Here is a 21,092-nt window from a genome sequence, read left to right on the forward strand (position 1 = left end):
CAACAAACCTGTGGGAGCGAGCCTGCTCGCGAAAGGGCCGTGTCAGTCGGTAGAGATGCCGACTGGCAGACCGCATTCGCGAGCAGGCTCGCTCCCACATTGGTTTTGTGGTGTTGATTAGTTTTGTGCCGGTTTCTTGAAGACGTAAAACAAGTTCGGCTCGCTCACCAGGTAAATCGTGCCGTCGTCATCCATGGCGATCCCTTCCGCCTGCGGTACGGTCTTTTGCATCCCCTGGCTCCCCTTGCGCAACCCCAAGGTGCTCAGCGGTCGCCCGTCCACATCCAGTTCCAGAACCAGCCGCGACTCATCGGACAGCGCCAGCAAGTGACCGCTGCGCTCGTCGTATTGCAGGCTCGACAAATCGCGCACGAACATCCCGGCATCGCGCTTGGGATTGTTGATGACATGCACCGCGTAGGATTTTTCCGGATTGAAATGCGGAAACCCGTGTATTTCATAGATCAGCATCGGGTCGCGTTCCTTGGCGACAAACAGGCGTTTGCCCACCGAATCGTAAGCCAGCCCCTCAAAACCCTTGTTGCCCGGCAGGTGCACGCCGAGGGATATCTGCTCAGCCTCGGCGGAGTCGAGAAAGGTGGTGTCCGGCTCCAGATGAATCTTGATCAACCGCTGCTCGCGCTCGTCGGTAATCACGTAGGTATCGGCAGTGATGAACTCCACGGCCTCCGGATCGCCAAAACCGACCAAGGCAATGCGACGCAGGATTTTGCCATCGAGCGAGAGTTCGATCAGTTCGGAGTTCTTGTTGGTGACCGTAAACAGGCTTTTGCGCACCGGGTCAAAGGTCAACGCTGACACATCATCGTCCAGCCCTTCGATGACCTGCCCCTCCAGCACCACCCGATACTGGTCCAGGCCAATGGATTGAGCATTCACCGGCTGCCATAGCGTGTGCAGGTTAAACCAGGCGCGCTCGAACAACCGCAGGTATTGGCCGATGGCGATCAACACGATCAGCGCAATCATCGACACGATGAAAATCAGGGGCTTGGGGCGGGCTAATCGGCGCATTGGCAGCGGGCTCGGAATCAAAACAGGCGGATGAAATATCACGCCCGTCTGAATTAAAGCTTAATGGCCACTTGCCCGCTCCTACAACCGAATGGCGAAAGTCCTACAAGATGACTTCAACGCTGTTTTTCGAAGCGGTAAAACAGGTTTGGTTCACTCACGATGTAAATCGCACCCGCCTCGTCCATGGTCACGCCTTCGGCACGAGGAATGGTTTTTTCCAGGCCGTTGAAGCCACGCAGCAGGGTCATGAAACTGACCTGCTCACCCTTCTCATCCAACTCCAGCAGCAAATGGGAATCGGCGGACAGGGCCAAGGTGTGGCCGGTCCGAGGATCAATAGCCAGGGCCGACAGATTGCGCAGATCCAGCTCATCACTGACGAGTTTCTGCTTGTCGCCTATCAACTTTTGACCATCGCTCTTCCAGGTGAATAGCGTCGGTGGACGCTCCTCCCCCAGCAGCAGCTGTTGGTTACGCGCATCCCAGGTAACGGCTTCGAACGCTTTGTTCTGGTCTTTCGAAGGACCGAGATCATATTTGGGGAAATGGGCGATATTCAATTCGCGGGTATCGGCATCGACCTTGACCACGGTGATCAGGTGGTCGCGCTCATCGACAATCGCCAGCAACCCATTGCCCAACACCGTCACACCCTCGGGGTTGCTCCAACCCACCAGAGGGATCTTGCGCAACACATCACCTTGCAAGGACAACTCCACCAGGAACGGATTTTTGCCCATCACCGAAAACAGGGTTTTGCTCTGAGGATCGTAGGCCAGGTCCGAAGCCTCATCCTTTTCCATGCCCGGCAGCGGCTTGGCATCGATCACCGCGTGATAATCCGGCAACCAGATACTCTCCTGACGCTCGGCAGGGCTTTCGAAGCGCTCTTGCACCCAAAGCAGGCCACGGTCATCCCAATGCATGGCAAAGGCCAGGCCGTAGGCGGCAACCGCCACCAGCAATAGCCAGGAATACCAACGCAGGGCAAAGCGCGAGCGGCGAGCGGTTTTAAGCGTAGGAAGCGGTTGGGTGGCCATCGGAAAAGGCATCCAGAAATTCAGGCTATGGGTAATAGCACAGTTGGGATCGGCTCAGACGTCGAAAACCCTGGAATTATCCAGATCAGATGTGAAAAAAACGGGAAATGGCGGGAAAGCCCTTTAAGGCAATCACAAAAACCACTGTGGGAGCGAGCCTGCTCGCGAAGGCGGTGTATCAGGCAACATTGATGTCGACTGACACGCCCTCTTCGCGAGCAGGCTCGCTCCCACAGGGTTGTGCGGTGTTTCGGCTAGCGAACGCTGCTGGTGAAACGGCTGGTGCCTGGCAGCTCCAGGACAATTTCATCACCGACGTTCAGCGGACCGACACCCACCGGCGTACCGGTCAGAATCACGTCACCGGCCTGCAGCGAGAAGCAGCCGGCCATGTGCTGGATCATCGGTACGATCGGGTTGAGCATGGCGCTGCTGTTGCCGTCCTGGCGAATTTCGCCGTTGATGGTCAGGCGAATGCCGATGTCGGTCAGGTCGGCGAAGGTGCTGCCGGACACGAACGGGGCGATCACCGCCGCGCCATCGAAGGATTTGGCGATTTCCCAGGGCAAGCCCTTGGATTTCAGCTCGGCCTGCTTGTCACGCAGGGTCAGGTCCAGTGCAGGAGCAAAACCGGAGATGGCATCGAGCACTTCCTCACGGCTTGGCTTGGTCGACAATGGCTTGCCGATCAGCACTGCGATTTCCGCTTCGTAATGTACCGAGCCACGCTCGGTCGGAATGCTGAAACCACCTTCCAGCGGCACGACGCAACTGCCTGGCTTGATGAACAGCAGCGGCTCGGTCGGCACCGGATTGTCCAGTTCCTTGGCGTGTTCGGCGTAGTTACGGCCGATGCACACCACTTTCCCCAGCGGGAAGTGAATACGCGTGCCGTCGACATACTGGTGCTGATAGCTCATGGACCGACTCCTGGTTCGTAGCTTTTGAATTCGAAAGTCAAACAGCGAAAATTTTGCCCGGGTTCATGATGCCATTCGGGTCGAACACCGCCTTGACCGCTTTCATATACTCGATCTCAACCGGCGAGCGGCTATAGGTCAAGTAATCCCGCTTGGTCATGCCCACGCCGTGTTCGGCGGAGATCGAACCGTTGTACTTCTCGACGGTTTCGAACACCCACTTGTTGACGGTGGCGCACTTGGCGAAGAACTCGTCCTTGCTCAGGTTATCCGGCTTGAGGATGTTCAAGTGCAGGTTGCCGTCGCCGATGTGGCCGAACCAGACAATTTCGAAATCCGGATAATGTTCACCGACGATCGCGTCGATTTCCTTAAGGAATGCCGGCACTTTCGACACGGTCACCGAGATGTCGTTCTTGTACGGCGTCCAGTGGGAAATGGTCTCCGAGATGTACTCGCGCAGCTTCCACAGGTTCTGCAGCTGGGTTTCGCTCTGGCTCATGACGCCGTCCAGCACCCAGCCCTGCTCCACACAGTGCTCGAAGGTTTCCAGGGCATGGTTGGCCACTTCTTCCGTCGTCGCTTCGAATTCCAGCAAGGCGTAGAACGGGCAATCGGACTCGAACGGCGCCGGCACGTCGCCACGGGCCATGACTTTGGCCAGGGCCTTGTCGGAGAAGAATTCGAAGGCGGTCAGGTCGAGTTTGCTCTGGAACGCATGCAGAACCGGCATGATCGAGTCGAAATCGGCCGTGCCGAGGACCATCGCCGTCAGGTTTTTCGGCGCGCGGTCCAAACGCATGGTCGCTTCGACCACAAAACCCAGGGTGCCTTCAGCGCCGATGAACAGCTGGCGCATGTCGTAGCCGGTCGCGTTCTTGATCAGGTCGCGATTCAGTTCCAGCACGTCACCCTTACCGGTGACCACTTTCATGCCAGCGACCCAGTTGCGGGTCATGCCGTAGCGAATTACCTTGATCCCGCCGGCATTGGTGCCGATATTGCCGCCAATCTGGCTCGAACCTGCCGAAGCGAAGTCAACCGGGTAGTACAGGCCCTTCTCTTCGGCCACGTTTTGCAAATGCTCGGTGACCACGCCAGGCTGACAAACGGCAGTGCGGTCGGTCAGGTTCACGTCGAGGATCTGGTTCATATAGTCGAAGGAGACGACGACTTCGCCGTTGCTGGCCACGGCAGCGGCGGAAAGCCCGGTACGGCCGCCGGACGGCACCAGCGCCACCTTGTGTTTATTGGCCCAGAGGACGATGGCCTGGACCTGTTCGGTGGTCTTGGGGAACACGATGGCGGTCGGGGCCGGGGCGAAATGCTTGGTCCAATCCTTACCGTAAGCATTCAGGGAGTCGGCATCGGTCAGCACCTTGCCAGGCTCAACCAGGGTCTTCAGCTCATCAATCAGGGCAGGATTGGTCATCGACAGAACTCTCGAACAATTCATGGTCATCCTGAGAACGCTTCACGTCGCAGGAATGAGTGTTTAGCGGGGCGCATATGCTAGCATACCGACCCCGCAGCATAGTGCCCAACGGCTATTCTGCGGCGACGGCTGTCATGCCGCTCGGGTCAGCGTCTGTTGACCATTTCCTGCCATTTTTCTCCGGGATACAGGTTTACGCAGATGAGCAAGACTTCTCTCGATAAGAGCAAGATCAAGTTCCTTCTTCTCGAAGGCGTCCACCAATCGGCTGTCGACGTCCTCAAGGCGGCGGGCTACACCAGCATCGAGTACCTCACCGGTTCTCTGCCGGAAGCCCAGCTCAAGGAAAAGATCGCTGATGCTCACTTCATCGGCATTCGCTCCCGCACTCAACTGACCGAAGAGATCTTCGATCACGCGAAGAAGCTGGTCGCTGTCGGCTGTTTCTGCATCGGCACCAACCAGGTCGACCTGGACGCAGCACGCGAGCGCGGTATCGCCGTGTTCAACGCTCCGTACTCCAACACCCGTTCCGTTGCCGAGCTGGTACTGGCCGAAGCGATCCTGTTGCTGCGCGGCATCCCTGAGAAGAACGCCTCCTGCCACCGTGGCGGCTGGATCAAGAGCGCGGCCAACTCCTTCGAAATCCGCGGCAAGAAGCTGGGCATCGTCGGTTACGGCTCGATCGGTACACAACTGTCGGTCCTGGCCGAAGGCCTGGGCATGCAGGTTTTCTTCTACGACACCGTGACCAAGCTGCCTCTGGGTAACGCCACCCAGGTCGGCAACCTGCACGAACTGCTGGGCATGTCCGACATCGTGACCCTGCACGTTCCGGAAACCGCTGCCACCCAGTGGATGATCGGCGAGAAGGAAATCCGTGCCATCAAGAAAGGCGGCATCCTGATCAACGCCGCACGCGGCACCGTGGTCGAGCTGGACCACCTGGCCGCCGCGATCAAGGACAAGCACCTGATCGGCGCTGCCATCGACGTGTTCCCGGTGGAGCCACGCTCCAACGACGAAGAGTTCGAAAGCCCGCTGCGCGGCCTGGACAACGTGATCCTGACCCCACACATCGGTGGCTCCACCGCCGAGGCACAGGCCAACATTGGCCTGGAAGTGGCCGAGAAGCTGGTCAAGTACAGCGACAACGGTACGTCGGTATCGTCCGTGAACTTCCCGGAAGTGGCGCTGCCAGCCCACCCTGGCAAGCACCGCCTGCTGCACATCCACGAAAACATCCCGGGTGTGATGAGCGAGATCAACAAGGTCTTCGCCGAAAACGGCATCAACATTTCCGGTCAGTTCCTGCAGACCAACGAGAAAGTCGGCTACGTGGTGATCGACGTAGACGCCGAATACTCGGACCTGGCGCAACAGAAACTGCAGCACGTCAACGGCACCATCCGTAGCCGCGTGTTGTTCTGATAGCGACTTGAGCGACAAAAAAGGGAGCCTTCGGGCTCCCTTTTTTTATTGCGCAGGAATTACTCCGCGACGTTAACCGTAATTTTCTCCGAGACGATAGGCGGATCGAACACGGTGTGATTCTTGTCACCCAGTATCAGTTGCAGCGTGTGTTTGCCCGGCGTCAGGGTTACCTCGGCCTGGGTCTGCGCCTTGCCGAAGTGCACATGATTGGCATCCACCGGAATCGTCTCGCCCGCTGCCGGCGGATTGTCGACATCGATCAGCAGATGGTGATGGCCGGTATTCTTGGTGGCATCGCCGGCCGGTGCCAGCGCAATGTTTTTAACAGCGAACTTGACGACGAACGTCTTGGGAACCGTGCCCCCGTCCGAAGGAGAAACGATGGACACTTCAGCACCTTTCGGGGCCGGCGTAGCCGCACTGGCCAGCACTGAAACCCCCATCAGCAAACCCGCCAACGCTGCACGTGACATAAAGCTTTTCATTCTCTTCTCCAGTTTTTACGTAAAATCCCCGTGACCATCACAACTTCATGGTCAATCGTTGTCGAAGGCACTCGATAACCATAGCAAAGCGAACCTGGACAACAGGCCGCGATAATGTCTTCAAAGGAGTGACCATGCGCTTTCTGCCTGGCCTGATCTGCCTGCTACCCCTTTTGAGCCCCTTGGCTCATGCCGAACTGATTGACGACGTGAACGACCGCGGCGAACTGCGCATTGCCCTTGAGGCTAATACACCCCCCTTCAATTTCAAGGAAGACGGCAGTCTTGCGGGTTTCGAAGTCGAACTGGGTCAAATGCTGGCCAACGAACTGGAAGTACGCGCCGACTTTGTCGTCACCGATTCCAATGATTTGCTGACCGGTGTTGAAAGCGGCAAGTACGACATCGCCATCAATCACATCACAGAGACTGCGGCGCTGAAGGATCGTTTCGATTTCAGCGCACCCTATGTTCAAGCCGATGCGCAATTGATCGCGCAGAAGGACGAACAACAGCGTTCAATCCTGCTGGTGCAGTCGCTGACAGAAGAAAAGCCGAAAGCCAGCGCGCCGATGAATCTGGCAATTCCGTTTCAGAAGGGCAACCCGGCGTTTCATGCCAGCCTGGAAAACGCGCTGCAGCGGATCAAGGCCGATGGGCGGATGGAAGCATTGGAGAAGAAGTGGTTCGGGGCGGATTCGGGTGTTGCACCCAAACCCTGAAATCACCGGCAACCCTGTGGGAGCGGGCTTGCCCGCGATGAGGCCATCAGCTCCAACACATAGGTTGAATGCGCCGCCGCCATCGCGGGCAAGCCCGCTCCCACAGGGTCTACAGTGATTGAAAATCCTGCGTGGCTAGCGCCTGTGCCGCTTCCGCCAGCTCCAGCTCACTGAACACCTGCACCCCATGGCGCTTGAGCAACGCCGCCGTCACCCCTTCGCCACTGACCTTAACTCCGCTGAAGGTTCCGTCATAGGTCAACAGATTGCCGCAGGACGGGCTGTTGGCCTTGAGCACGGCAATGCGAATGTCGTGCTTGCGCACCAATTCCAACGCCTGATACGCCCCCGACAGAAACTGCGCGCTGACGTCCTTGCCTTCGGTGGTCATCACCGAAGCATGCCCTTCCAATACGTCAACGCCCTGCCCACCCGGAATCTCCGCGGCGGCCCGTGGTGTCGGCAAGCCCCCGGCGACTTCCGGGCACAGCGGCACGATCCGGCCTTCGTCGAACCACAGCTGTAACTGATCAAACGGCCCGCTGGCACCGCCGTCGTAACGGACCCGGTGCCCCAGCAGACAGCGACTTACCAGAATCTTCTGCATGATCAGAACGGCTCGTTGCCCCGACGCCGGAACCATCCGGTCAATGACAGGCGTTCACGGGTCGCGGGCAGCACTTCATGGGGCACATCACCCGACAGGAACACCACCAGGCATCCACCGGTTGGCAGCACATCGTATTGCCTGTCTTCGTCCAGGTACATGCGCAGCTGGCCGCCGTGTTCCGGCAACCAGGCGTCGTTGAGGTAAACCACGGCCGACACCGTACGCCGGTCGTTATCGCGGAACCGGTCGACATGCTTGAGGTAGAACGCACCGGGCGGGTACATCGCGAAATGGGTTTCGAAATCTTCAAGCCCCAGAAACAGGTTGCGGTTGATCGCCTCACGCAGGCTGCCCATCAACTGCAAATAGCTGTCGCACGCCTCGGTCTGACCGGGTTCGATCCACTGGATATGATCGCCGCGAATCCCCTCGCGAATCTCCGAGGAGGGTCCACGTCCGACGGCTGCCGGTGCCAGTTCGCCCTCGGCGGCACGTTTACGGCACTCGGCCGCCAGTGCCCGGGTCAGATCCGGAGGCAGGAAAATATTCTGCTGCGACCAGCCGTTGGCAGCCAGGTCGTCAACGATTCGTAACAGCAGCGGATGATCAGAAGGTATTTGCATGGCGCGCATCTTATGCCTGCGCCTGAAATTCCGACAGAGCCACGCAGCGGGTTGATACGAATTCTCGACAAGACCGTATGCCACACGGAGAATAGTCGCCTGCTGACAGGAGTCCCTATGCGCCGTTTGCTTTTCTCCCTGCTGATGTTCTGCGTTTTGCCCGCCTGGGCAGACGGCCACGACCAGTTGTACAAGGTCGCCGGCTGGCCGGAACAGCGCGCGCATTTCAACGACGCCCTGTCGGCCGCACAGAAACGCTACGAAAGCAGCCTGCCACCGGCGGTGTTCCAGGCGCTGGTCAATAACAGCAACCAGCGCTTTGATCCCAAGTCTGTCGACCAACGTGCCGAAGCCCAACTGCGCAAGAATCTCGCTGACCCAAAACCTGCATTGGCGTTCTTTCAATCCCCTCTGGGCAAAAAAATCGTCGCCGCCGAATTGCTGGCGACCCGCCGCGATCAACTGGCTAAAAACGCCAAGGGCCTGCCAAAGATGCAGGCCAGCGACAGCCGCCTGCTGATCATCGGTCACCTCGCCCAGGCGCTCCCTGCGCGCGAAGCCGGCGCTGAAGTCAGCCTGGCCATTGCCGGCGTTGCAGCCGACAGCCTGAGTTCGATGATCCCCGGCCTGCTCGGTGCAGGCCAGGCCCAAGGCATGTTGAACGGTCAGCGCCAGCGCTTGATGGACCAGATCGGTAGCGACTTGAACAACACGCTGCTATATGTCTACCGCGACCTGTCGGATGAAGAGCTGGAAGAGTTCGCCACCTTTGCCGAGTCGCCCGAGGGCAAGGCTTATTACCAGGCAGCGCTGGCGGCGATCAAGGCGGGGTTGGCGGTGGGACAGAGTACTTCGAGCCTTACCCAATGATTTTCGGCAACTGAAGGACGCCTTCGCGAGCAGGCTCGCTCCCACAGTGGTCAGTGCATGCAGATCCATTGTGGGAGCGAGCCTGCTCGCGAAGGGGCCGTCAGAATCACTGAGGATTCCGGCCCGCGATCCGCTTGGTCAAAAACCCGAAATACTCCCCGCGCAACGCCAACACCTCATTCGCCAGGTGATGCCGCGCCTCAGGCAGCATCAAGACCTGCGGCCGGTCGAATTTCGCACGCAGCACCTCCAGGTTGTGCTGCCAGTCCACAGTCATGTCCGCCTGCCCCTGCACAATCAATGGCCGCCGGGGGCTGGCCGGTGCGGCTTCAACCCGTTTGATCCAGCGCGCCAGCGCCCCGACCCACGCCGTTGGCAGGCGCAGCGGCTGCAAGGGGTCGGCCTGCAGGAACGGCAGAAAGTCCGGGTCATTGGAGTTTTCGCTGAAACGCCGGGCGATGGCTTTGACGAACGGCTTGAGCAGGTAATAGCTCAGTTGCGACCAACCCCACGCCCGCGGCCGCACAAGCGGTGCCAACAGAATCACCTGGCCCTGGGCCGGACTGCTCGCCCCGGCATTGAGCACATGATCGATCACGATGGCTCCGCCCGTGCTCTGCCCGCACAGATGCCATGGCTGCGGCAGATCCAGCGACTGCGCCTCGGCAAATAGCCCTTGCAAGGTGTCCTGATACTCAGAGAAATCCTTGATGCTCGCCCGCTCGCCACTGGACAGTCCATGCCCCGGCAGGTCGCAGGCAATCACCGCAAATCCCTGCTCCAGCGCCCACTCGATCACATGCCGGTAGAGCCCGGTGTGATCGTAGAAGCCGTGGAGAACGAACAGCGTTGCCTTCGCTCGCTCCGGCCGCCAGACCTGGCTGACCAGCTCATAACCGTCGACCTGAAAACGCCCCAGGCCACTGCGTACGTTACGCGCAGAGAAATCCAGGCCGTAAAACCGCTGATAGGCCTGCGCCTGCGCTGACAGCGGCTGTCCCTCGGCCAATGGCCGCAGGCTGGCGCGCAGTTGATCAGGGTCGAAGGTAACAGGCATGGGCGATTCCAGAGCGCTAAACGGACTTTATGGACCTGCGATATTCATCTGTCGCGGCAAGCATGGCAAGCTAGCCGACCTTCGAGGATTGAACCCATGCGATCGCCCCTGCGCGCCACCCTGTTTGTCAGCCTGCTCGCCCTGCTGTGCGCCGGCGTGCTGTGGGCGGCTTACGACTGGTTTCAAGGGCGTTATCTGCGTGCATTCAGCGAGCACACGGCGGTGTTTTCCGGCGACCCATTGCGCTTGCCCGAAACGCTCGCTGGTCCCGGCGCCATCCGTCTCGTGCACTTCTGGGACCCGGCCTGCCCATGCAACGTCGGCAATCAGCAACACCTGACCGAGCTTGTCGAGCGCTATGTCCCGCACGGTGTGGAATTTTACGCGGTGCAAAAGCCCGGCAGCCACGGCCAACTGCCCAGCACCTTGAGCCATCTGAAAACCATCAACGTGCTGCCCGGTTCCGAGCAGATTCCCGCCAGCCCAGCCGTGGCGATCTGGGATCGCAGCGGCAAACTGGCGTATTTCGGCCCGTACAGCGAAGGCCTGACCTGCAACTCCAGCAACAGCTTCATCGAACCCATCCTGCAAGCGCTGGACGAAGGCCGCCCGGTGAGTGCCACGCACACACTGGCCGTGGGGTGTTACTGCCCTTGGCCTGTCGATCCAACGAAGTAGTAAACACGTTTAAAAACGAATCCCTCCTACGGCTGATGGGCCAAATCGGCCGGCCGTGTTAAACAGTGTCGCCAGGGAACTGCTGCCACTTATAACAACAAGGAGTCACCATGAAACGTAGCCTGACCGCTCTCGGTTCGCTGATCGTCACACTCGCCGCCGTTGGCGGCTGGTACGTCTACAGCAAACAACCGACACGCCAGGGCATGGTGGAACTGTCACACCTGCAAGGCTCGGTCACCGTGCGTTACGACGAACGCGGTATCCCGCACATCCGCGCCGACAACGAACCCGACCTGTACCGTGCCCTCGGCTACGTTCATGCCCAGGATCGATTGTTCCAGATGGAAGTGCTGCGTCGCCTGGCCCGTGGCGAGCTGGCCGAAGTGCTCGGTCCGAAACTGCTCGACACCGACAAGCTGATGCGCAGCCTGCGCATTCGCGAGCGCGCCGAAACCTATCTGGCGAATCTGGACAAGCAATCGCCGGCCTTCATCGCCATGCAAGCCTATCTGGATGGCATCAACCAGTATCAGGACAGCCACACCAAACCCGTGGAGTTCGACGTGCTGGGCATTCAAAAACGCCCGTTCACCGCCCAGGACACCATCAGCATCGCCGGTTACATGGCGTACAGCTTTGCGGCGGCGTTCCGCACCGAACCGTTGCTGACCTATGTGCGCGATCAATTGGGCGCTGATTACTTGACCGTGTTCGATCTCGACTGGCAACCCAAAGGCGTGCTGGAGAAGCAACAGAGCGGTGCCGCACCCACGTTGGCCAACGCCGACTGGAAGGACCTCAATGCCCTCGCTCGCCTCAGCGAACAGGCGCTGGCCGACAACGGCCTGCCACAGTTCGAGGGCAGCAACGCCTGGACCGTGGCCGGCAGCCACACCAAAAGCGGCAAGCCTTTACTGGCGGGTGACCCGCACATTCGTTTTTCAGCGCCGTCGGTGTGGTACGAGGCGCAGCTCTCGGCGCCGGGTTTCGAACTCTACGGTCACTACCAGGCCTTGATGCCGTTCGCCTCGCTGGGCATGAACCGTGACTTCGGCTGGAGCATCACCATGTTCCAGAATGACGACCTCGACCTGATTGCCGAAAAGGTCAACCCGGACAACCCCAATCAGGTCTGGTATCGCGGCAAGTGGGTGGACATGGTGAGCAGCGAACAGCAGATCGCGGTCAAGGGCCAGGCGCCCGTCACCCTGGTGCTGCGCCAGTCGCCCCACGGCCCGATCGTCAACGATGCGCTGGGCAACAGCGTCGGTAAAACGCCGATTGCCATGTGGTGGGGATTTCTTGAAAGCCAGAACCCGATTCTCGAAGGTTTCTATCAGCTCAACCGCGCCGACACCCTGGCCAAGGCCCGCAGCGCCGCCGCGAAGGTTCAGGCACCGGGGCTGAACATTGTCTGGGCCAACGCCAAGGGCGACATCGGTTGGTGGGCGGCAGCACAATTGCCCAAGCGCCCTGCCGGAGTACGTCCGTGGTTCATCCTCGACGGCAGCACCGGCGAGGCGGACAAGGACGGCTTCTACCCGTTCAGCGCCAACCCGCAGGAAGAGAACCCGGCGCGGGGTTACATCGTTTCGGCCAACTTCCAGCCAGTATCGCCGACGGGCATGGAGATCCCCGGCTATTACAACCTGGCCGATCGTGGCCAGCAGCTCAATCAACAGCTCGGCGACAAGAGCATCAAGTGGGATCTGGAGTCCAGCCAGAAGCTGCAACTGGGCACCACCACCGCCTATGGCCCACGCTTGCTGGCGCCGCTTCTGCCGGTGTTGCGCACGGTGGTGAGCGACCCTGCCGAGCTGAAGCTGGTGGAGCAACTGGCGCAATGGCAAGGCGATTACCCACTCGAGTCCACCAGCGCCACGGTGTTCAACCAGTTCCTGTTCAACCTGGCCGATGCAGCCATGCACGATGAATTGGGCAACGATTTCTTCGAAACACTGCTCTCGACCCGAGTGATCGATGCGGCGCTACCGCGCCTGGCCGCAAACGCTGATTCACCATGGTGGGACAACCGCAATACCCTCGGCAAGGAAGCCCGCGCGGACACGGTCAAGGCCGCGTGGCAGGCCAGCATCGCCCACCTCAAGACCATCCTGGGTACCGATTTCGCGCAATGGCAATGGGGCAAGGCCCACACCCTTACCCACGGTCACCCCTTGGGCCAGCAAAAGCCACTGGACCGGTTGTTCAACGTCGGACCGCTCGCCGCGCCCGGCAGTCACGAGGTGCCGAATAACCTGTCGGCGAAGATCGGTCCGGCACCGTGGCCGGTGACTTACGGCCCGTCGACCCGACGCCTGATCGACTTCGCCGACCCGACCCACAGCCTGACCGTCAACCCGGTGGGCCAGAGTGGCGTGCTGTTCGATCGGCACTATGACGACCAGGCGGAAGCGTATATCGAGGGGGTTTATTTCCAGGCGCATCTCAATGATGAAGAGGTGACGGCCAATACCCGCAGCACGCTGAAGCTGTTGCCGGCGCGCTCAGCCCAGTAAATTTGTATTGGCTGGACCGGCCTCATCGCTAGCAGGCTAGCTCCCACAGTGGTCCTGTGCATGTAGATCCATTGTGGGAGCTAGCCTGCTAGCGATGAGGCCCTCACAGGCAACATGAATATCAGCTCAAATCATCGCCGCAAAATTCAACCGGAACTGCTGCGGCGTCACCCCCAACCTGCGGTTGAACACGCTGCGCATGTGTTGGGCATCGCGGAAACCGCACTGGTAGGCCACGGTCTTGAGCGGTGCATGGGTGCTTTCCAGCATCACTCGCGCTGCATCCACCCTCGCCCGCTCCACGAACTCGGCCGGGGTGATTTTCGCTTCCCTGGCGAACACTCGGGAAAAGTTGCGTGGACTCATGTTGGCGGCATTGGCCAGGTCGGCGATGGTCAGGTCGCCGGTCAAATTGGCCAACACGTAGTGCTGGACCATGGCCACCGCGGAGGTCGGTTCGGCATGGGGCGTAAGGAATGGACTGAACTGTGACTGGCCACCCGAGCGCTGGGTGAATACAACCAGCCGCTTCGCCACGCTCAACGCCACGTCCGATCCATGGTCGCGGCCCAGCAGGTACAACGAAAGATCGATCCCCGCCGTGACTCCGGCCGAGGTGTAGAGCTCGCCGTCTTGCACATACAAGCGGTCGGCCTCGACCCGGGTAGTCGGGCACAACGCCGCCAGCGACGCCGCATCGCCCCAATGGGTAGTCACTGTTCTCCCGTCCAGCAATCCCGCCCGGGCGAGCATGAACGCGCCATTGCAGATCGAACCAAAGCATTGCGCCAGTGCGCAGGCATCACGCAGCCAGGCATCGAAATCGGCACCGAAATCCATGAACGGCAGCTGCGGGCCGCCGGCGACCAGCAGCAGGTCGTAAGCCTGCAAGGCTTCGCTGAAGTGCCGATGTGCATTCAGCGCCAGACCGTTGGAACAGGCCATCACCCCGCGCTCCACACCAATCACCTCCAGCCGATAGTGATCTTGCGGCGCGAGGAAGCGGTTGGCCTCGGAAAACACATCCATGGGGCCGGTGACGTCCAGCGACTGAACGCCGGCGAATACGACGATGGCAACGGTTCTACTCATGACGCGAATCGCCTTCTATGGATCTGAATGCACCGTCCCCTGTAGGAGCGAGCATGCTCGCGATGGACGTCAACGATGACGAGATTTGCCTGAAGCAACGCGGCGCCCTCACGTTCATCGCGAGCATGCTCGCTCCTACAGGGGACAAGGAAACTGCGTGCAAACTTAGCGAATCCAAGACCAACAAGCGAGGCTGGCGCGATTTGCATGCTCATTGGCCGGGATTGCAGCCATGGATCGATTGTCCGGTTTCGGGTGCCCGAACAGACTGAACGCCTCAGCGCCACCACGGCGTTCACCACGAGGAAACTCCCATGAGCACCACCATCGCCGGTATCAAAATTCCCGACAGCGCATTGGCCAGGGCCACCACCGAATACATCCGCGACATCGAGTCCGACCTGCTCTACCACCACTCGCGCCGGGTGTTCCTGTTTGGCGCGCTGAGCGGCGAACGCAAGCAACTGGCCTACAATCCGGAGCTGCTATACGTCGGTGCGATGTTCCATGACCTGGGTTTGGTGGAAGGTTACCGCAGCGACAATGAGCGCTTCGAAGTCGATGGTGCCAACGCGGCGGCAGCTTTCCTCAAGCCATACGGGTTGAGCGATGATGATATCGAGCAGGTCTGGCTGTCGATTGCCTTGCACACCACACCGGGCGTGCCGCAACACCTGCGCCCGACCGTGGCGCTGGTGACCGCCGGCGTTGAAATGGACGTGCTGGGCATGGACTACGCGGCGTTTTCCAACGTGCAACGCGAAGCGGTGGTGCATGCGCATCCACGGGGCGAAGGGTTCAAGGAGTGCATCATCTGCGCCTTTGCCGACGGCTTGCGCCATCGCCCGCAGACCACGTTCGGTAACGTGAAGACGGATGTGCTGGTGGATCAGGAGCCGGGATTCAAACCGATGAACTTCGTCGAGGTTATCCGCCAATCGCCGTGGATTGCCTAAACAACTGTGGGAGCGAGCCTGCTCGCGAAATCGGTGTGTTAGCCAACGTTGGTGTTAACTGACACTCCCTCTTCGCGAGCAGGCTCGCTCCCACAGGGGATTGGGTTGACCACAGGTGTGTGTTCAACCCAAGTTCCAGATCAAGCCGCTTCCGGCGCCTGCGCGCGGCGCACGTCCGGTTGTTTCCAGGAGTCGGCAGCGCCTTCTTCGATAGCCTGCTGGACCGCACGCTTGCGCGCTTCTTCGGCACGGCGGCTGAAGAACCAGACCAGGAAGGTCATCAGCGATACCGCCAACAGAATCAGGCTGGCCACGGCGTTGATCTCCGGCTTCACGCCCAGGCGCACTGCGGAGAACACTTCCATCGGCAAGGTCGTGGAACCCGGACCCGATACGAAGCTGGCCAACACCAGGTCATCCAGGGACAGCGCGAAAGACATCATGCCGCCGGCCCCCAGGGAGGGTGCGATCATCGGGATGGTGATCAGGAAGAACACCTTCCACGGCTTGGCACCGAGGTCCATGGCCGCCTCTTCAATGGACAGGTCCAACTCGCGCAAGCGCGCCGACACCACCACCGCCACATACGCCGCACAGAACGTGGTGTGAGCGATCCAGATCGTCACGATGCCGCGTTCCTGGGGCCAACCGATCATCTGCGCCATGGCCACGAACAGCAGCAACAGCGACAGACCGGTGATCACCTCGGGCATTACCAGCGGAGCGGTAACCAAACCGCCAAACAGCGTGCGCCCCTTGAAGCGGGTGATGCGGGTCAGGACGAACGCGGCCAGCGTCCCCAGTGCGACGGCAGCAATCGCCGTGTAGCAGGCGATTTCCAGCGAGCGCACCACCGAGCCCATCAGTTGCGTGTTGTCCATCAGGCCGACGTACCACTTGATCGACCAGCCGCCCCACACCGTCACCAGCTTCGAGGCGTTGAAGGAGTAGATCACCAGGATCAGCATCGGCAGGTAGATAAACAGCAAACCCAATACCAGCATCAGGCTGGAGAAACGGAAGCGCTTCATTCTTTACCCTCCATTTCCTTGGCCTGGCTGCGGTTGAACAGGATGATCGGCACGATCAGGATCGCCAGCATCACCACCGCCAGGGCAGACGCCACCGGCCAGTCACGGTTGTTGAAGAACTCTTGCCAGAGCACTTTACCGATCATCAGGGTTTCCGGACCGCCGAGCAGCTCAGGAATCACGAACTCACCCACCACCGGGATGAACACCAGCATGCAGCCGGCGATGATGCCGTTCTTGGACAGCGGAATGGTGATCTTCCAGAAGCTGTTGAACGTGCTCGAGCCCAGGTCGGAGGCGGCCTCCAGCAGGCTGTGATCGTGCTTCACGAGGTTGGCGTACAGCGGCAGGATCATGAACGGCAGATACGAATACACCACGCCGATGTACACAGCGAGGTTGGTATTGAGTATCTGCAGCGGCTCGCTGATCCAGCCCATGCTCATCAGGAAACCGTTTAGCAGGCCGTTGTTGCTGAGGATGCCCATCCACGCGTAAACGCGGATCAGGATCGCGGTCCAGGTCGGCATCATGATCAGCAGTACCAGCACCGTTTGCAGCTCTTTGCGGGCACTGGCGATGGCGTAGGCCATCGGGTAGCCGATCAACAGGCACAAAAGGGTGCTGAAGAACGCCATCTTCAACGAGCCGAGGTAAGCGGCGATGTACAGCTCATCGTCGCCCAGCATCGCGTAGTTGCCCAGGTTCAGCAGCACTTGCAGCTTCTGCTCGGCGTAGCTGTAGATTTCGGTGTACGGCGGAATGGCCACGTCGGCTTCGGCGAAGCTGATCTTCAGGACGATGAAGAACGGCAACATGAAGAACAGGAACAGCCAGATGAAGGGAACCCCGATGACCAGTTGACGGCCACCGGGAATTATTCGATTGAGTCGGCGTTTGAGTTTGCGCATGTTCATGAGCGAAGTACCACGCCGCTGTCGTCTTCCCACCACACGTAGACCTGGTCACCCCAGGTCGGCCGAGTACCGCGGCGCTCGGCGTTGGCGACGAAGGACTGAACGATCTTGCCGCTTGGCAGTTCCACGTAGAACACCGAGTGGCCGCCCAGGTAGGCAATGTCGTGCACCTTGCCGCTGGACCAGTTGTACTCGCAGGTCGGCTGGGTCGGGGTCACCAGCAGCTTTTCCGGACGGATCGCGTAGGTCACGGATTTGTCCTGCACCGAGGTGCTGATGCCGTGGCCCACATAGATCTGGCGATCCAGATCCTTGCAGGTGATGGTCGCATGACCTTCCGCATCCTCGATCACTTCGCCATCGAAAATGTTGACGTTACCGATGAACTCGCAGACCAGGCGGCTGGTCGGGGTTTCGTAGATGTCGATCGGGCTGCCGATCTGGGCGATCCAGCCCAGGTGCATGATCGCGATGCGCTCGGCCATGGTCATGGCCTCTTCCTGGTCGTGGGTCACCATCACGCAGGTCACGCCGACACGCTCGATGATCTCCACCAGCTCCAGCTGCATTTGCGAACGCAGCTTCTTATCCAGTGCACCCATCGGCTCATCGAGCAGCAACAGCTTCGGTCGCTTGGCCAGGGAACGGGCCAGGGCCACGCGCTGACGCTGGCCACCGGACAATTGATGCGGCTTGCGCTTGGCGTACTGGGTCATTTGCACCAGTTTGAGCATGTCCGCGACACGCGCATCGATTTCAGCGGCAGGCAGCTTGTCCTGCTTGAGGCCGAAGGCGATGTTCTGCGCCACGGTCATGTGCGGGAACAGGGCGTAGGACTGGAACATCATGTTGATCGGCCGCTCGTAGGGCGGCATGTCGGTGATGTCTACGCCATCGAGGAAGATTCGCCCTTCGGTCGGCCGCTCGAAACCGGCGAGCATGCGCAAAAGGGTGGATTTGCCCGATCCCGAACCGCCGAGCAGGGCAAAGATTTCACCCTTCTTGATTTCCAGGGACACGTCGTCCACCGCAATCGTCTCGTCGAACTTCTTCGTGACCCGGTCGATTTTGACCAGCACCTGCTTAGGTGACTGGTCGCCCTCGAGGGCTTTCTTATAGGCGCCGGAGGCAACTGCCATTTACGAAACTCCCAAAAAAAAGAGTGCAGTTCGCTCAAGGTGAGCCAACCTTGGATAGTTTGAGCCTTGAAGCTATTTACCCGACTTGACCTTGGTCCAGCTGCGGGTCATCAAACGTTGAATGTTTGGTGGTAACTCGATGGACACGTAGGTCTTGTCGAGTACCGATTGCGGTGGATAAACCGCCTCGTCGGTGCGAATGGACTGTTCCATCAGTTTGTCCGACCCAGGGTTGGGGTTGGCGTAGCCGACGTAATCGCTGACCTGGGCGATGACCTCAGGCTTCAGCAAATAGTTGATGAATGCGTGTGCCTCTTTGACGTTGGCCGAATCCTTTGGAATCGCCAGCATGTCGAACCACAGTGCGCCACCTTCCTTTGGAATCGAGTAGACGATGTTCACGCCCTTCTTGGCTTCGGCCGCGCGGTTGCGGGCCTGGAACATGTCGCCGGAGAAACCGATGGCCACGCAGATATCGCCGTTGGCCAGGTCCGCGATGTATTTGGAGGAGTGGAAGTAAGTCACGTAAGGCCGCACCGCCAGCAACTTGGCTTCAGCCTTTTTGTAGTCTTCGGGGTTGGTACTGTTGGCGTTCAGGCCCATGTAGTTGAGGACTGTCGGCATCATTTCATCGGCGGAATCGAGGAACGCCACGCCGCAGCTTTGCAGCTTCTTGATGTTCTCCGGTTCGAATACCGCCGCCCAGGAATCAATCTTGTCGACGCCCAGCACAGCCTTGACCTTGTCGACGTTGTAACCGATGCCGTTGGTGCCCCACAGATACGGTACCGCGTACAAGTTACCCGGATCGTTCTGCTCCAGTCGCTTGAGCAGTACCGGGTCGAGATTCGAATAGTTAGTCAACTTCGACTTGTCGAGTTTCTGGAACGCCCCGGCCTTGATCTGCTTGCCCAGGAAATGGTTGGACGGCACGACCACGTCGTAACCGGTACGCCCGGCCAGCAACTTGCCTTCCAGGGTTTCGTTGGAGTCGAACACGTCATAAACCGGCTTGATACCGGTCGCTTTCTGGAAGTCGGCCAGGGTGTTCTCGCCGATGTAATCCGACCAATTATAAATATGCACGGTGCCGGCGGCCTGGACACTGGCGGCAATCGTCAGCCCGGCGCCAAACAACATGGCATTGCGCAACAAAGAAGAAATAGGCAAGTGGAGGTCCTCTAAAATTAGTTGGGCCCAAGTTGCCCCGCGTTACATGACAGCCGTGGCTGCATGGCAACAAAACCGGCGCGCAACTTACCCTCGAAAAACCATTCCAGCAAACTTTATAAAGATCCCTGTAGGAGCGAGCAGGCTCGCGAAGATAGTTGCAACTCCATGGGGTGTCAGACACCCCGCGTCATCGTTGACGACCATCGCGAGCAAGCTCGCTCCTACAAGGGTTACCGCTTACTTACCGGATTTGATCTTGGTCCAGCTGCGAGTCATATCGCGCTGGGTGCCAGCCGGCAGATCGGCGATCGCATACAGCTTGGCCTGCACATCGGCCGGTGGGTAAATGCCTGGATCGCTGGTGATGTCTTTTTCCACCAGTGCCGTTGCCGCGGCGTTACCGTTCGGGAAGCGTACGGCGTTGGTGATACCGGCCATGACTTCAGGCTTCTGCAGGAAGGTCATGAACTTGTAAGCGCCTTCTACGTTTTCGGCATCTTTCGGAATGGCAACCATGTCGAAGAAGCTGCCAGCGCCTTCTTTCGGAATGACGTAGCTGACTTTCACCTTGTCACCGGCTTCGGCGGCACGGGACTTGGCCTGTTGCACGTCACCCGAGTAACCGACCGCTACGCAGATGTTGCCGTTGGCCAGGTCGGAAATGTACTTGGACGAGTGGAAGTAGGTGATCGAAGGACGAATCTTGAGGAACAGTTCCTCGGCTTTCTTGATGTCGTCTTTCTTCTGGCTGTCGGTTGGCAGGCCCAGGTAGTGCAGCGCGACCGGGAGCATTTCGGTCGGCGAATCGAGGAAGCTCACACCGCAGCCCTTGAGCTTGGCAATGTTCTCGGGCTTGAGCAGGACGTCCCAGGAATCGATGGTGTCGACACCCAACGCAGCCTTGACCTTCTCCGGGTTGTAACCGATGCCGATAGAGCCCCACATGTAAGGGAAAGCGTGCTTGTTGCCCGGGTCGCTTACCGAAACGGCCTTGAGCAGATCCTGGTTCAGGTTTTTCCAGTTAGGCAGCTTGGACATGTCCAGCTCCTGGTAAACACCCGCCTTGATCTGCTTGGCCAGGAAGTTGTTCGACGGCACGACGACGTCATAACCGGACTTGCCTGCCAGAAGCTTGGCTTCCAGGGTCTCGTTACTGTCGAATACGTCGTAGACAACCTTGATCCCGGACTCTTTCTCAAAGTTCGCGATGGTGTCCGGAGCGATGTAGTCGGACCAGTTGTAAACGTGCAGCACCTTGTCGTCCGCCTGAACCGCACCCGCCATCATGCCCATCAGGGACATGGCGAGGAGGGTCTTGCCAGCAACCTTTTTTCCTAATGCCTTCATGCG

General features: G+C 59.4%; 21 protein-coding genes. 7 read left to right on the forward strand and 14 right to left on the reverse strand.

All coding sequences use genetic code 11. The features are described 5' to 3' along the window. Positions 1-117 precede the first annotated feature (117 nt). The 4 genes from ACSFE6_RS20260 to ACSFE6_RS20275 all read right to left on the reverse strand — a co-directional run bounded on the left by ACSFE6_RS20260 (position 118) and on the right by ACSFE6_RS20275 (position 4,430). Complete coding sequence (locus tag ACSFE6_RS20260) at positions 118-1,035, reverse strand: SdiA-regulated domain-containing protein (RefSeq protein WP_435429251.1); 918 nt, start codon at positions 1,033-1,035, stop codon at positions 118-120. Between the two features lie 116 nt (positions 1,036-1,151). Next, a complete protein-coding gene (locus tag ACSFE6_RS20265; RefSeq protein ID WP_435429252.1) occupies positions 1,152-2,078 on the reverse strand; it encodes an SdiA-regulated domain-containing protein in 927 nt (308 codons plus the stop codon). Between the two features lie 254 nt (positions 2,079-2,332). Next, positions 2,333-2,998: a fumarylacetoacetate hydrolase family protein gene (locus ACSFE6_RS20270; protein ID WP_435429253.1), complete on the reverse strand. Its 666-nt coding sequence runs from the start codon at positions 2,996-2,998 to the stop codon at positions 2,333-2,335. A 37-nt stretch (positions 2,999-3,035) separates the two neighbouring features. Next, entirely contained in the window at positions 3,036-4,430 is a 1,395-nt protein-coding gene (locus ACSFE6_RS20275; protein ID WP_435429254.1) for an FAD-binding oxidoreductase, read from the reverse strand. Between the two features lie 204 nt (positions 4,431-4,634). Here ACSFE6_RS20275 and serA point away from each other — a divergent pair, with 204 nt between their 5' ends. Further along, the gene (gene serA / locus ACSFE6_RS20280) at positions 4,635-5,864 is read left to right on the forward strand and encodes a phosphoglycerate dehydrogenase (RefSeq protein WP_435429255.1); all 1,230 of its coding nucleotides are present in this window, start codon (positions 4,635-4,637) and stop codon (positions 5,862-5,864) included. Positions 5,865-5,923: 59 nt separating this feature from the next. On the opposite strand, the gene ACSFE6_RS20285 is transcribed toward serA, so the two are convergent. Continuing rightward, a complete protein-coding gene (locus ACSFE6_RS20285) occupies positions 5,924-6,352 on the reverse strand; it encodes a DUF4399 domain-containing protein (protein ID WP_435429256.1) in 429 nt (142 codons plus the stop codon). A gap of 134 nt (positions 6,353-6,486) precedes the next feature. Between ACSFE6_RS20285 and ACSFE6_RS20290 the strand changes: the two genes are divergently transcribed. Next, the gene (locus tag ACSFE6_RS20290; RefSeq protein ID WP_435429257.1) at positions 6,487-7,074 is read left to right on the forward strand and encodes a transporter substrate-binding domain-containing protein; all 588 of its coding nucleotides are present in this window, start codon (positions 6,487-6,489) and stop codon (positions 7,072-7,074) included. Between the two features lie 109 nt (positions 7,075-7,183). Here ACSFE6_RS20290 and ACSFE6_RS20295 read toward each other — a convergent pair whose 3' ends face one another. Both ACSFE6_RS20295 and ACSFE6_RS20300 read right to left on the reverse strand, forming a co-directional pair. Beyond that, entirely contained in the window at positions 7,184-7,681 is a 498-nt protein-coding gene (locus tag ACSFE6_RS20295) for a DUF523 domain-containing protein (protein ID WP_435429258.1), read from the reverse strand. A 2-nt stretch (positions 7,682-7,683) separates the two neighbouring features. Beyond that, complete coding sequence (locus ACSFE6_RS20300) at positions 7,684-8,316, reverse strand: 2OG-Fe(II) oxygenase (protein ID WP_435429259.1); 633 nt, start codon at positions 8,314-8,316, stop codon at positions 7,684-7,686. Positions 8,317-8,424: 108 nt separating this feature from the next. Here ACSFE6_RS20300 and ACSFE6_RS20305 point away from each other — a divergent pair, with 108 nt between their 5' ends. Further along, positions 8,425-9,177, forward strand: a complete 753-nt coding sequence (locus ACSFE6_RS20305; RefSeq protein ID WP_435429260.1) for a DUF2059 domain-containing protein — start codon at positions 8,425-8,427, stop codon at positions 9,175-9,177. A gap of 106 nt (positions 9,178-9,283) precedes the next feature. On the opposite strand, the gene ACSFE6_RS20310 is transcribed toward ACSFE6_RS20305, so the two are convergent. Further along, positions 9,284-10,234 carry an alpha/beta hydrolase gene (locus ACSFE6_RS20310; protein WP_435429261.1) on the reverse strand — a complete coding sequence of 317 codons (951 nt, stop codon included), beginning with the start codon at positions 10,232-10,234 and terminating at the stop codon, positions 9,284-9,286. 96 nt (positions 10,235-10,330) lie between these two features. Here ACSFE6_RS20310 and ACSFE6_RS20315 point away from each other — a divergent pair, with 96 nt between their 5' ends. Both ACSFE6_RS20315 and ACSFE6_RS20320 read left to right on the forward strand, forming a co-directional pair. Then, positions 10,331-10,912: a DUF6436 domain-containing protein gene (locus ACSFE6_RS20315; RefSeq protein ID WP_435429262.1), complete on the forward strand. Its 582-nt coding sequence runs from the start codon at positions 10,331-10,333 to the stop codon at positions 10,910-10,912. Positions 10,913-11,022: 110 nt separating this feature from the next. Next, positions 11,023-13,434, forward strand: a complete 2,412-nt coding sequence (locus ACSFE6_RS20320; protein ID WP_435429263.1) for a penicillin acylase family protein — start codon at positions 11,023-11,025, stop codon at positions 13,432-13,434. 126 nt (positions 13,435-13,560) lie between these two features. Here the strand turns inward: ACSFE6_RS20320 and ACSFE6_RS20325 are convergent, their stop codons facing one another. Then, positions 13,561-14,526, reverse strand: coding sequence for a GlxA family transcriptional regulator (locus ACSFE6_RS20325; protein WP_435429264.1), 966 nt, complete (start codon positions 14,524-14,526; stop codon positions 13,561-13,563). A 53-nt stretch (positions 14,527-14,579) separates the two neighbouring features. Between ACSFE6_RS20325 and ACSFE6_RS20330 the strand changes: the two genes are divergently transcribed. Together ACSFE6_RS20330 and ACSFE6_RS20335 are read left to right on the forward strand one after the other, a co-directional pair. Next, positions 14,580-14,798, forward strand: coding sequence for a hypothetical protein (locus tag ACSFE6_RS20330; RefSeq protein ID WP_435429265.1), 219 nt, complete (start codon positions 14,580-14,582; stop codon positions 14,796-14,798). Between the two features lie 42 nt (positions 14,799-14,840). After that, positions 14,841-15,482 carry an HD domain-containing protein gene (locus ACSFE6_RS20335; protein ID WP_435429266.1) on the forward strand — a complete coding sequence of 214 codons (642 nt, stop codon included), beginning with the start codon at positions 14,841-14,843 and terminating at the stop codon, positions 15,480-15,482. 140 nt (positions 15,483-15,622) lie between these two features. Here the strand turns inward: ACSFE6_RS20335 and ACSFE6_RS20340 are convergent, their stop codons facing one another. The 5 genes from ACSFE6_RS20340 to ACSFE6_RS20360 all read right to left on the reverse strand — a co-directional run bounded on the left by ACSFE6_RS20340 (position 15,623) and on the right by ACSFE6_RS20360 (position 21,089). Then, on the reverse strand, positions 15,623-16,513 hold the full coding sequence (locus ACSFE6_RS20340; protein WP_433737703.1) for an ABC transporter permease subunit: 891 nt from the start codon (positions 16,511-16,513) through the stop codon (positions 15,623-15,625). Continuing rightward, on the reverse strand, positions 16,510-17,391 hold the full coding sequence (locus tag ACSFE6_RS20345) for an ABC transporter permease subunit (RefSeq protein ID WP_435429281.1): 882 nt from the start codon (positions 17,389-17,391) through the stop codon (positions 16,510-16,512). The genes ACSFE6_RS20340 and ACSFE6_RS20345 overlap by 4 nt, the downstream gene beginning before the upstream one ends. A 35-nt stretch (positions 17,392-17,426) precedes the next feature. After that, on the reverse strand, positions 17,427-18,569 hold the full coding sequence (locus ACSFE6_RS20350; RefSeq protein ID WP_435429267.1) for an ABC transporter ATP-binding protein: 1,143 nt from the start codon (positions 18,567-18,569) through the stop codon (positions 17,427-17,429). A gap of 72 nt (positions 18,570-18,641) precedes the next feature. Beyond that, on the reverse strand, positions 18,642-19,739 hold the full coding sequence (locus ACSFE6_RS20355; protein WP_435429268.1) for a polyamine ABC transporter substrate-binding protein: 1,098 nt from the start codon (positions 19,737-19,739) through the stop codon (positions 18,642-18,644). 240 nt (positions 19,740-19,979) lie between these two features. After that, the gene (locus ACSFE6_RS20360) at positions 19,980-21,089 is read right to left on the reverse strand and encodes a polyamine ABC transporter substrate-binding protein (protein ID WP_435429269.1); all 1,110 of its coding nucleotides are present in this window, start codon (positions 21,087-21,089) and stop codon (positions 19,980-19,982) included. Between the last annotated feature and the right edge of the window lie 3 nt (positions 21,090-21,092).

Origin of the sequence: Pseudomonas baetica, assembly GCF_051216495.1 — a bacterium.
GTDB classification, from domain to species: domain Bacteria; phylum Pseudomonadota; class Gammaproteobacteria; order Pseudomonadales; family Pseudomonadaceae; genus Aquipseudomonas; species Aquipseudomonas baetica_B.

What these genes read in the sequence shown, in the direction of transcription:
- ACSFE6_RS20260 (WP_435429251.1), bottom strand. Translation starts at nt 1,035, where the DNA reads ATGCGCCGATTAGCCCGCCCCAAGCCCCTGATTTTCATCGTGTCGATG.
- ACSFE6_RS20265 (WP_435429252.1), bottom strand. Translation starts at nt 2,078, where the DNA reads ATGGCCACCCAACCGCTTCCTACGCTTAAAACCGCTCGCCGCTCGCGC.
- ACSFE6_RS20270 (WP_435429253.1), bottom strand. Translation starts at nt 2,998, where the DNA reads ATGAGCTATCAGCACCAGTATGTCGACGGCACGCGTATTCACTTCCCG.
- ACSFE6_RS20275 (WP_435429254.1), bottom strand. Translation starts at nt 4,430, where the DNA reads ATGACCAATCCTGCCCTGATTGATGAGCTGAAGACCCTGGTTGAGCCT.
- serA (WP_435429255.1), top strand. Translation starts at nt 4,635, where the DNA reads ATGAGCAAGACTTCTCTCGATAAGAGCAAGATCAAGTTCCTTCTTCTC.
- ACSFE6_RS20285 (WP_435429256.1), bottom strand. Translation starts at nt 6,352, where the DNA reads ATGAAAAGCTTTATGTCACGTGCAGCGTTGGCGGGTTTGCTGATGGGG.
- ACSFE6_RS20290 (WP_435429257.1), top strand. Translation starts at nt 6,487, where the DNA reads ATGCGCTTTCTGCCTGGCCTGATCTGCCTGCTACCCCTTTTGAGCCCC.
- ACSFE6_RS20295 (WP_435429258.1), bottom strand. Translation starts at nt 7,681, where the DNA reads ATGCAGAAGATTCTGGTAAGTCGCTGTCTGCTGGGGCACCGGGTCCGT.
- ACSFE6_RS20300 (WP_435429259.1), bottom strand. Translation starts at nt 8,316, where the DNA reads ATGCGCGCCATGCAAATACCTTCTGATCATCCGCTGCTGTTACGAATC.
- ACSFE6_RS20305 (WP_435429260.1), top strand. Translation starts at nt 8,425, where the DNA reads ATGCGCCGTTTGCTTTTCTCCCTGCTGATGTTCTGCGTTTTGCCCGCC.
- ACSFE6_RS20310 (WP_435429261.1), bottom strand. Translation starts at nt 10,234, where the DNA reads ATGCCTGTTACCTTCGACCCTGATCAACTGCGCGCCAGCCTGCGGCCA.
- ACSFE6_RS20315 (WP_435429262.1), top strand. Translation starts at nt 10,331, where the DNA reads ATGCGATCGCCCCTGCGCGCCACCCTGTTTGTCAGCCTGCTCGCCCTG.
- ACSFE6_RS20320 (WP_435429263.1), top strand. Translation starts at nt 11,023, where the DNA reads ATGAAACGTAGCCTGACCGCTCTCGGTTCGCTGATCGTCACACTCGCC.
- ACSFE6_RS20325 (WP_435429264.1), bottom strand. Translation starts at nt 14,526, where the DNA reads ATGAGTAGAACCGTTGCCATCGTCGTATTCGCCGGCGTTCAGTCGCTG.
- ACSFE6_RS20330 (WP_435429265.1), top strand. Translation starts at nt 14,580, where the DNA reads ATGCTCGCGATGGACGTCAACGATGACGAGATTTGCCTGAAGCAACGC.
- ACSFE6_RS20335 (WP_435429266.1), top strand. Translation starts at nt 14,841, where the DNA reads ATGAGCACCACCATCGCCGGTATCAAAATTCCCGACAGCGCATTGGCC.
- ACSFE6_RS20340 (WP_433737703.1), bottom strand. Translation starts at nt 16,513, where the DNA reads ATGAAGCGCTTCCGTTTCTCCAGCCTGATGCTGGTATTGGGTTTGCTG.
- ACSFE6_RS20350 (WP_435429267.1), bottom strand. Translation starts at nt 18,569, where the DNA reads ATGGCAGTTGCCTCCGGCGCCTATAAGAAAGCCCTCGAGGGCGACCAG.
- ACSFE6_RS20360 (WP_435429269.1), bottom strand. Translation starts at nt 21,089, where the DNA reads ATGAAGGCATTAGGAAAAAAGGTTGCTGGCAAGACCCTCCTCGCCATG.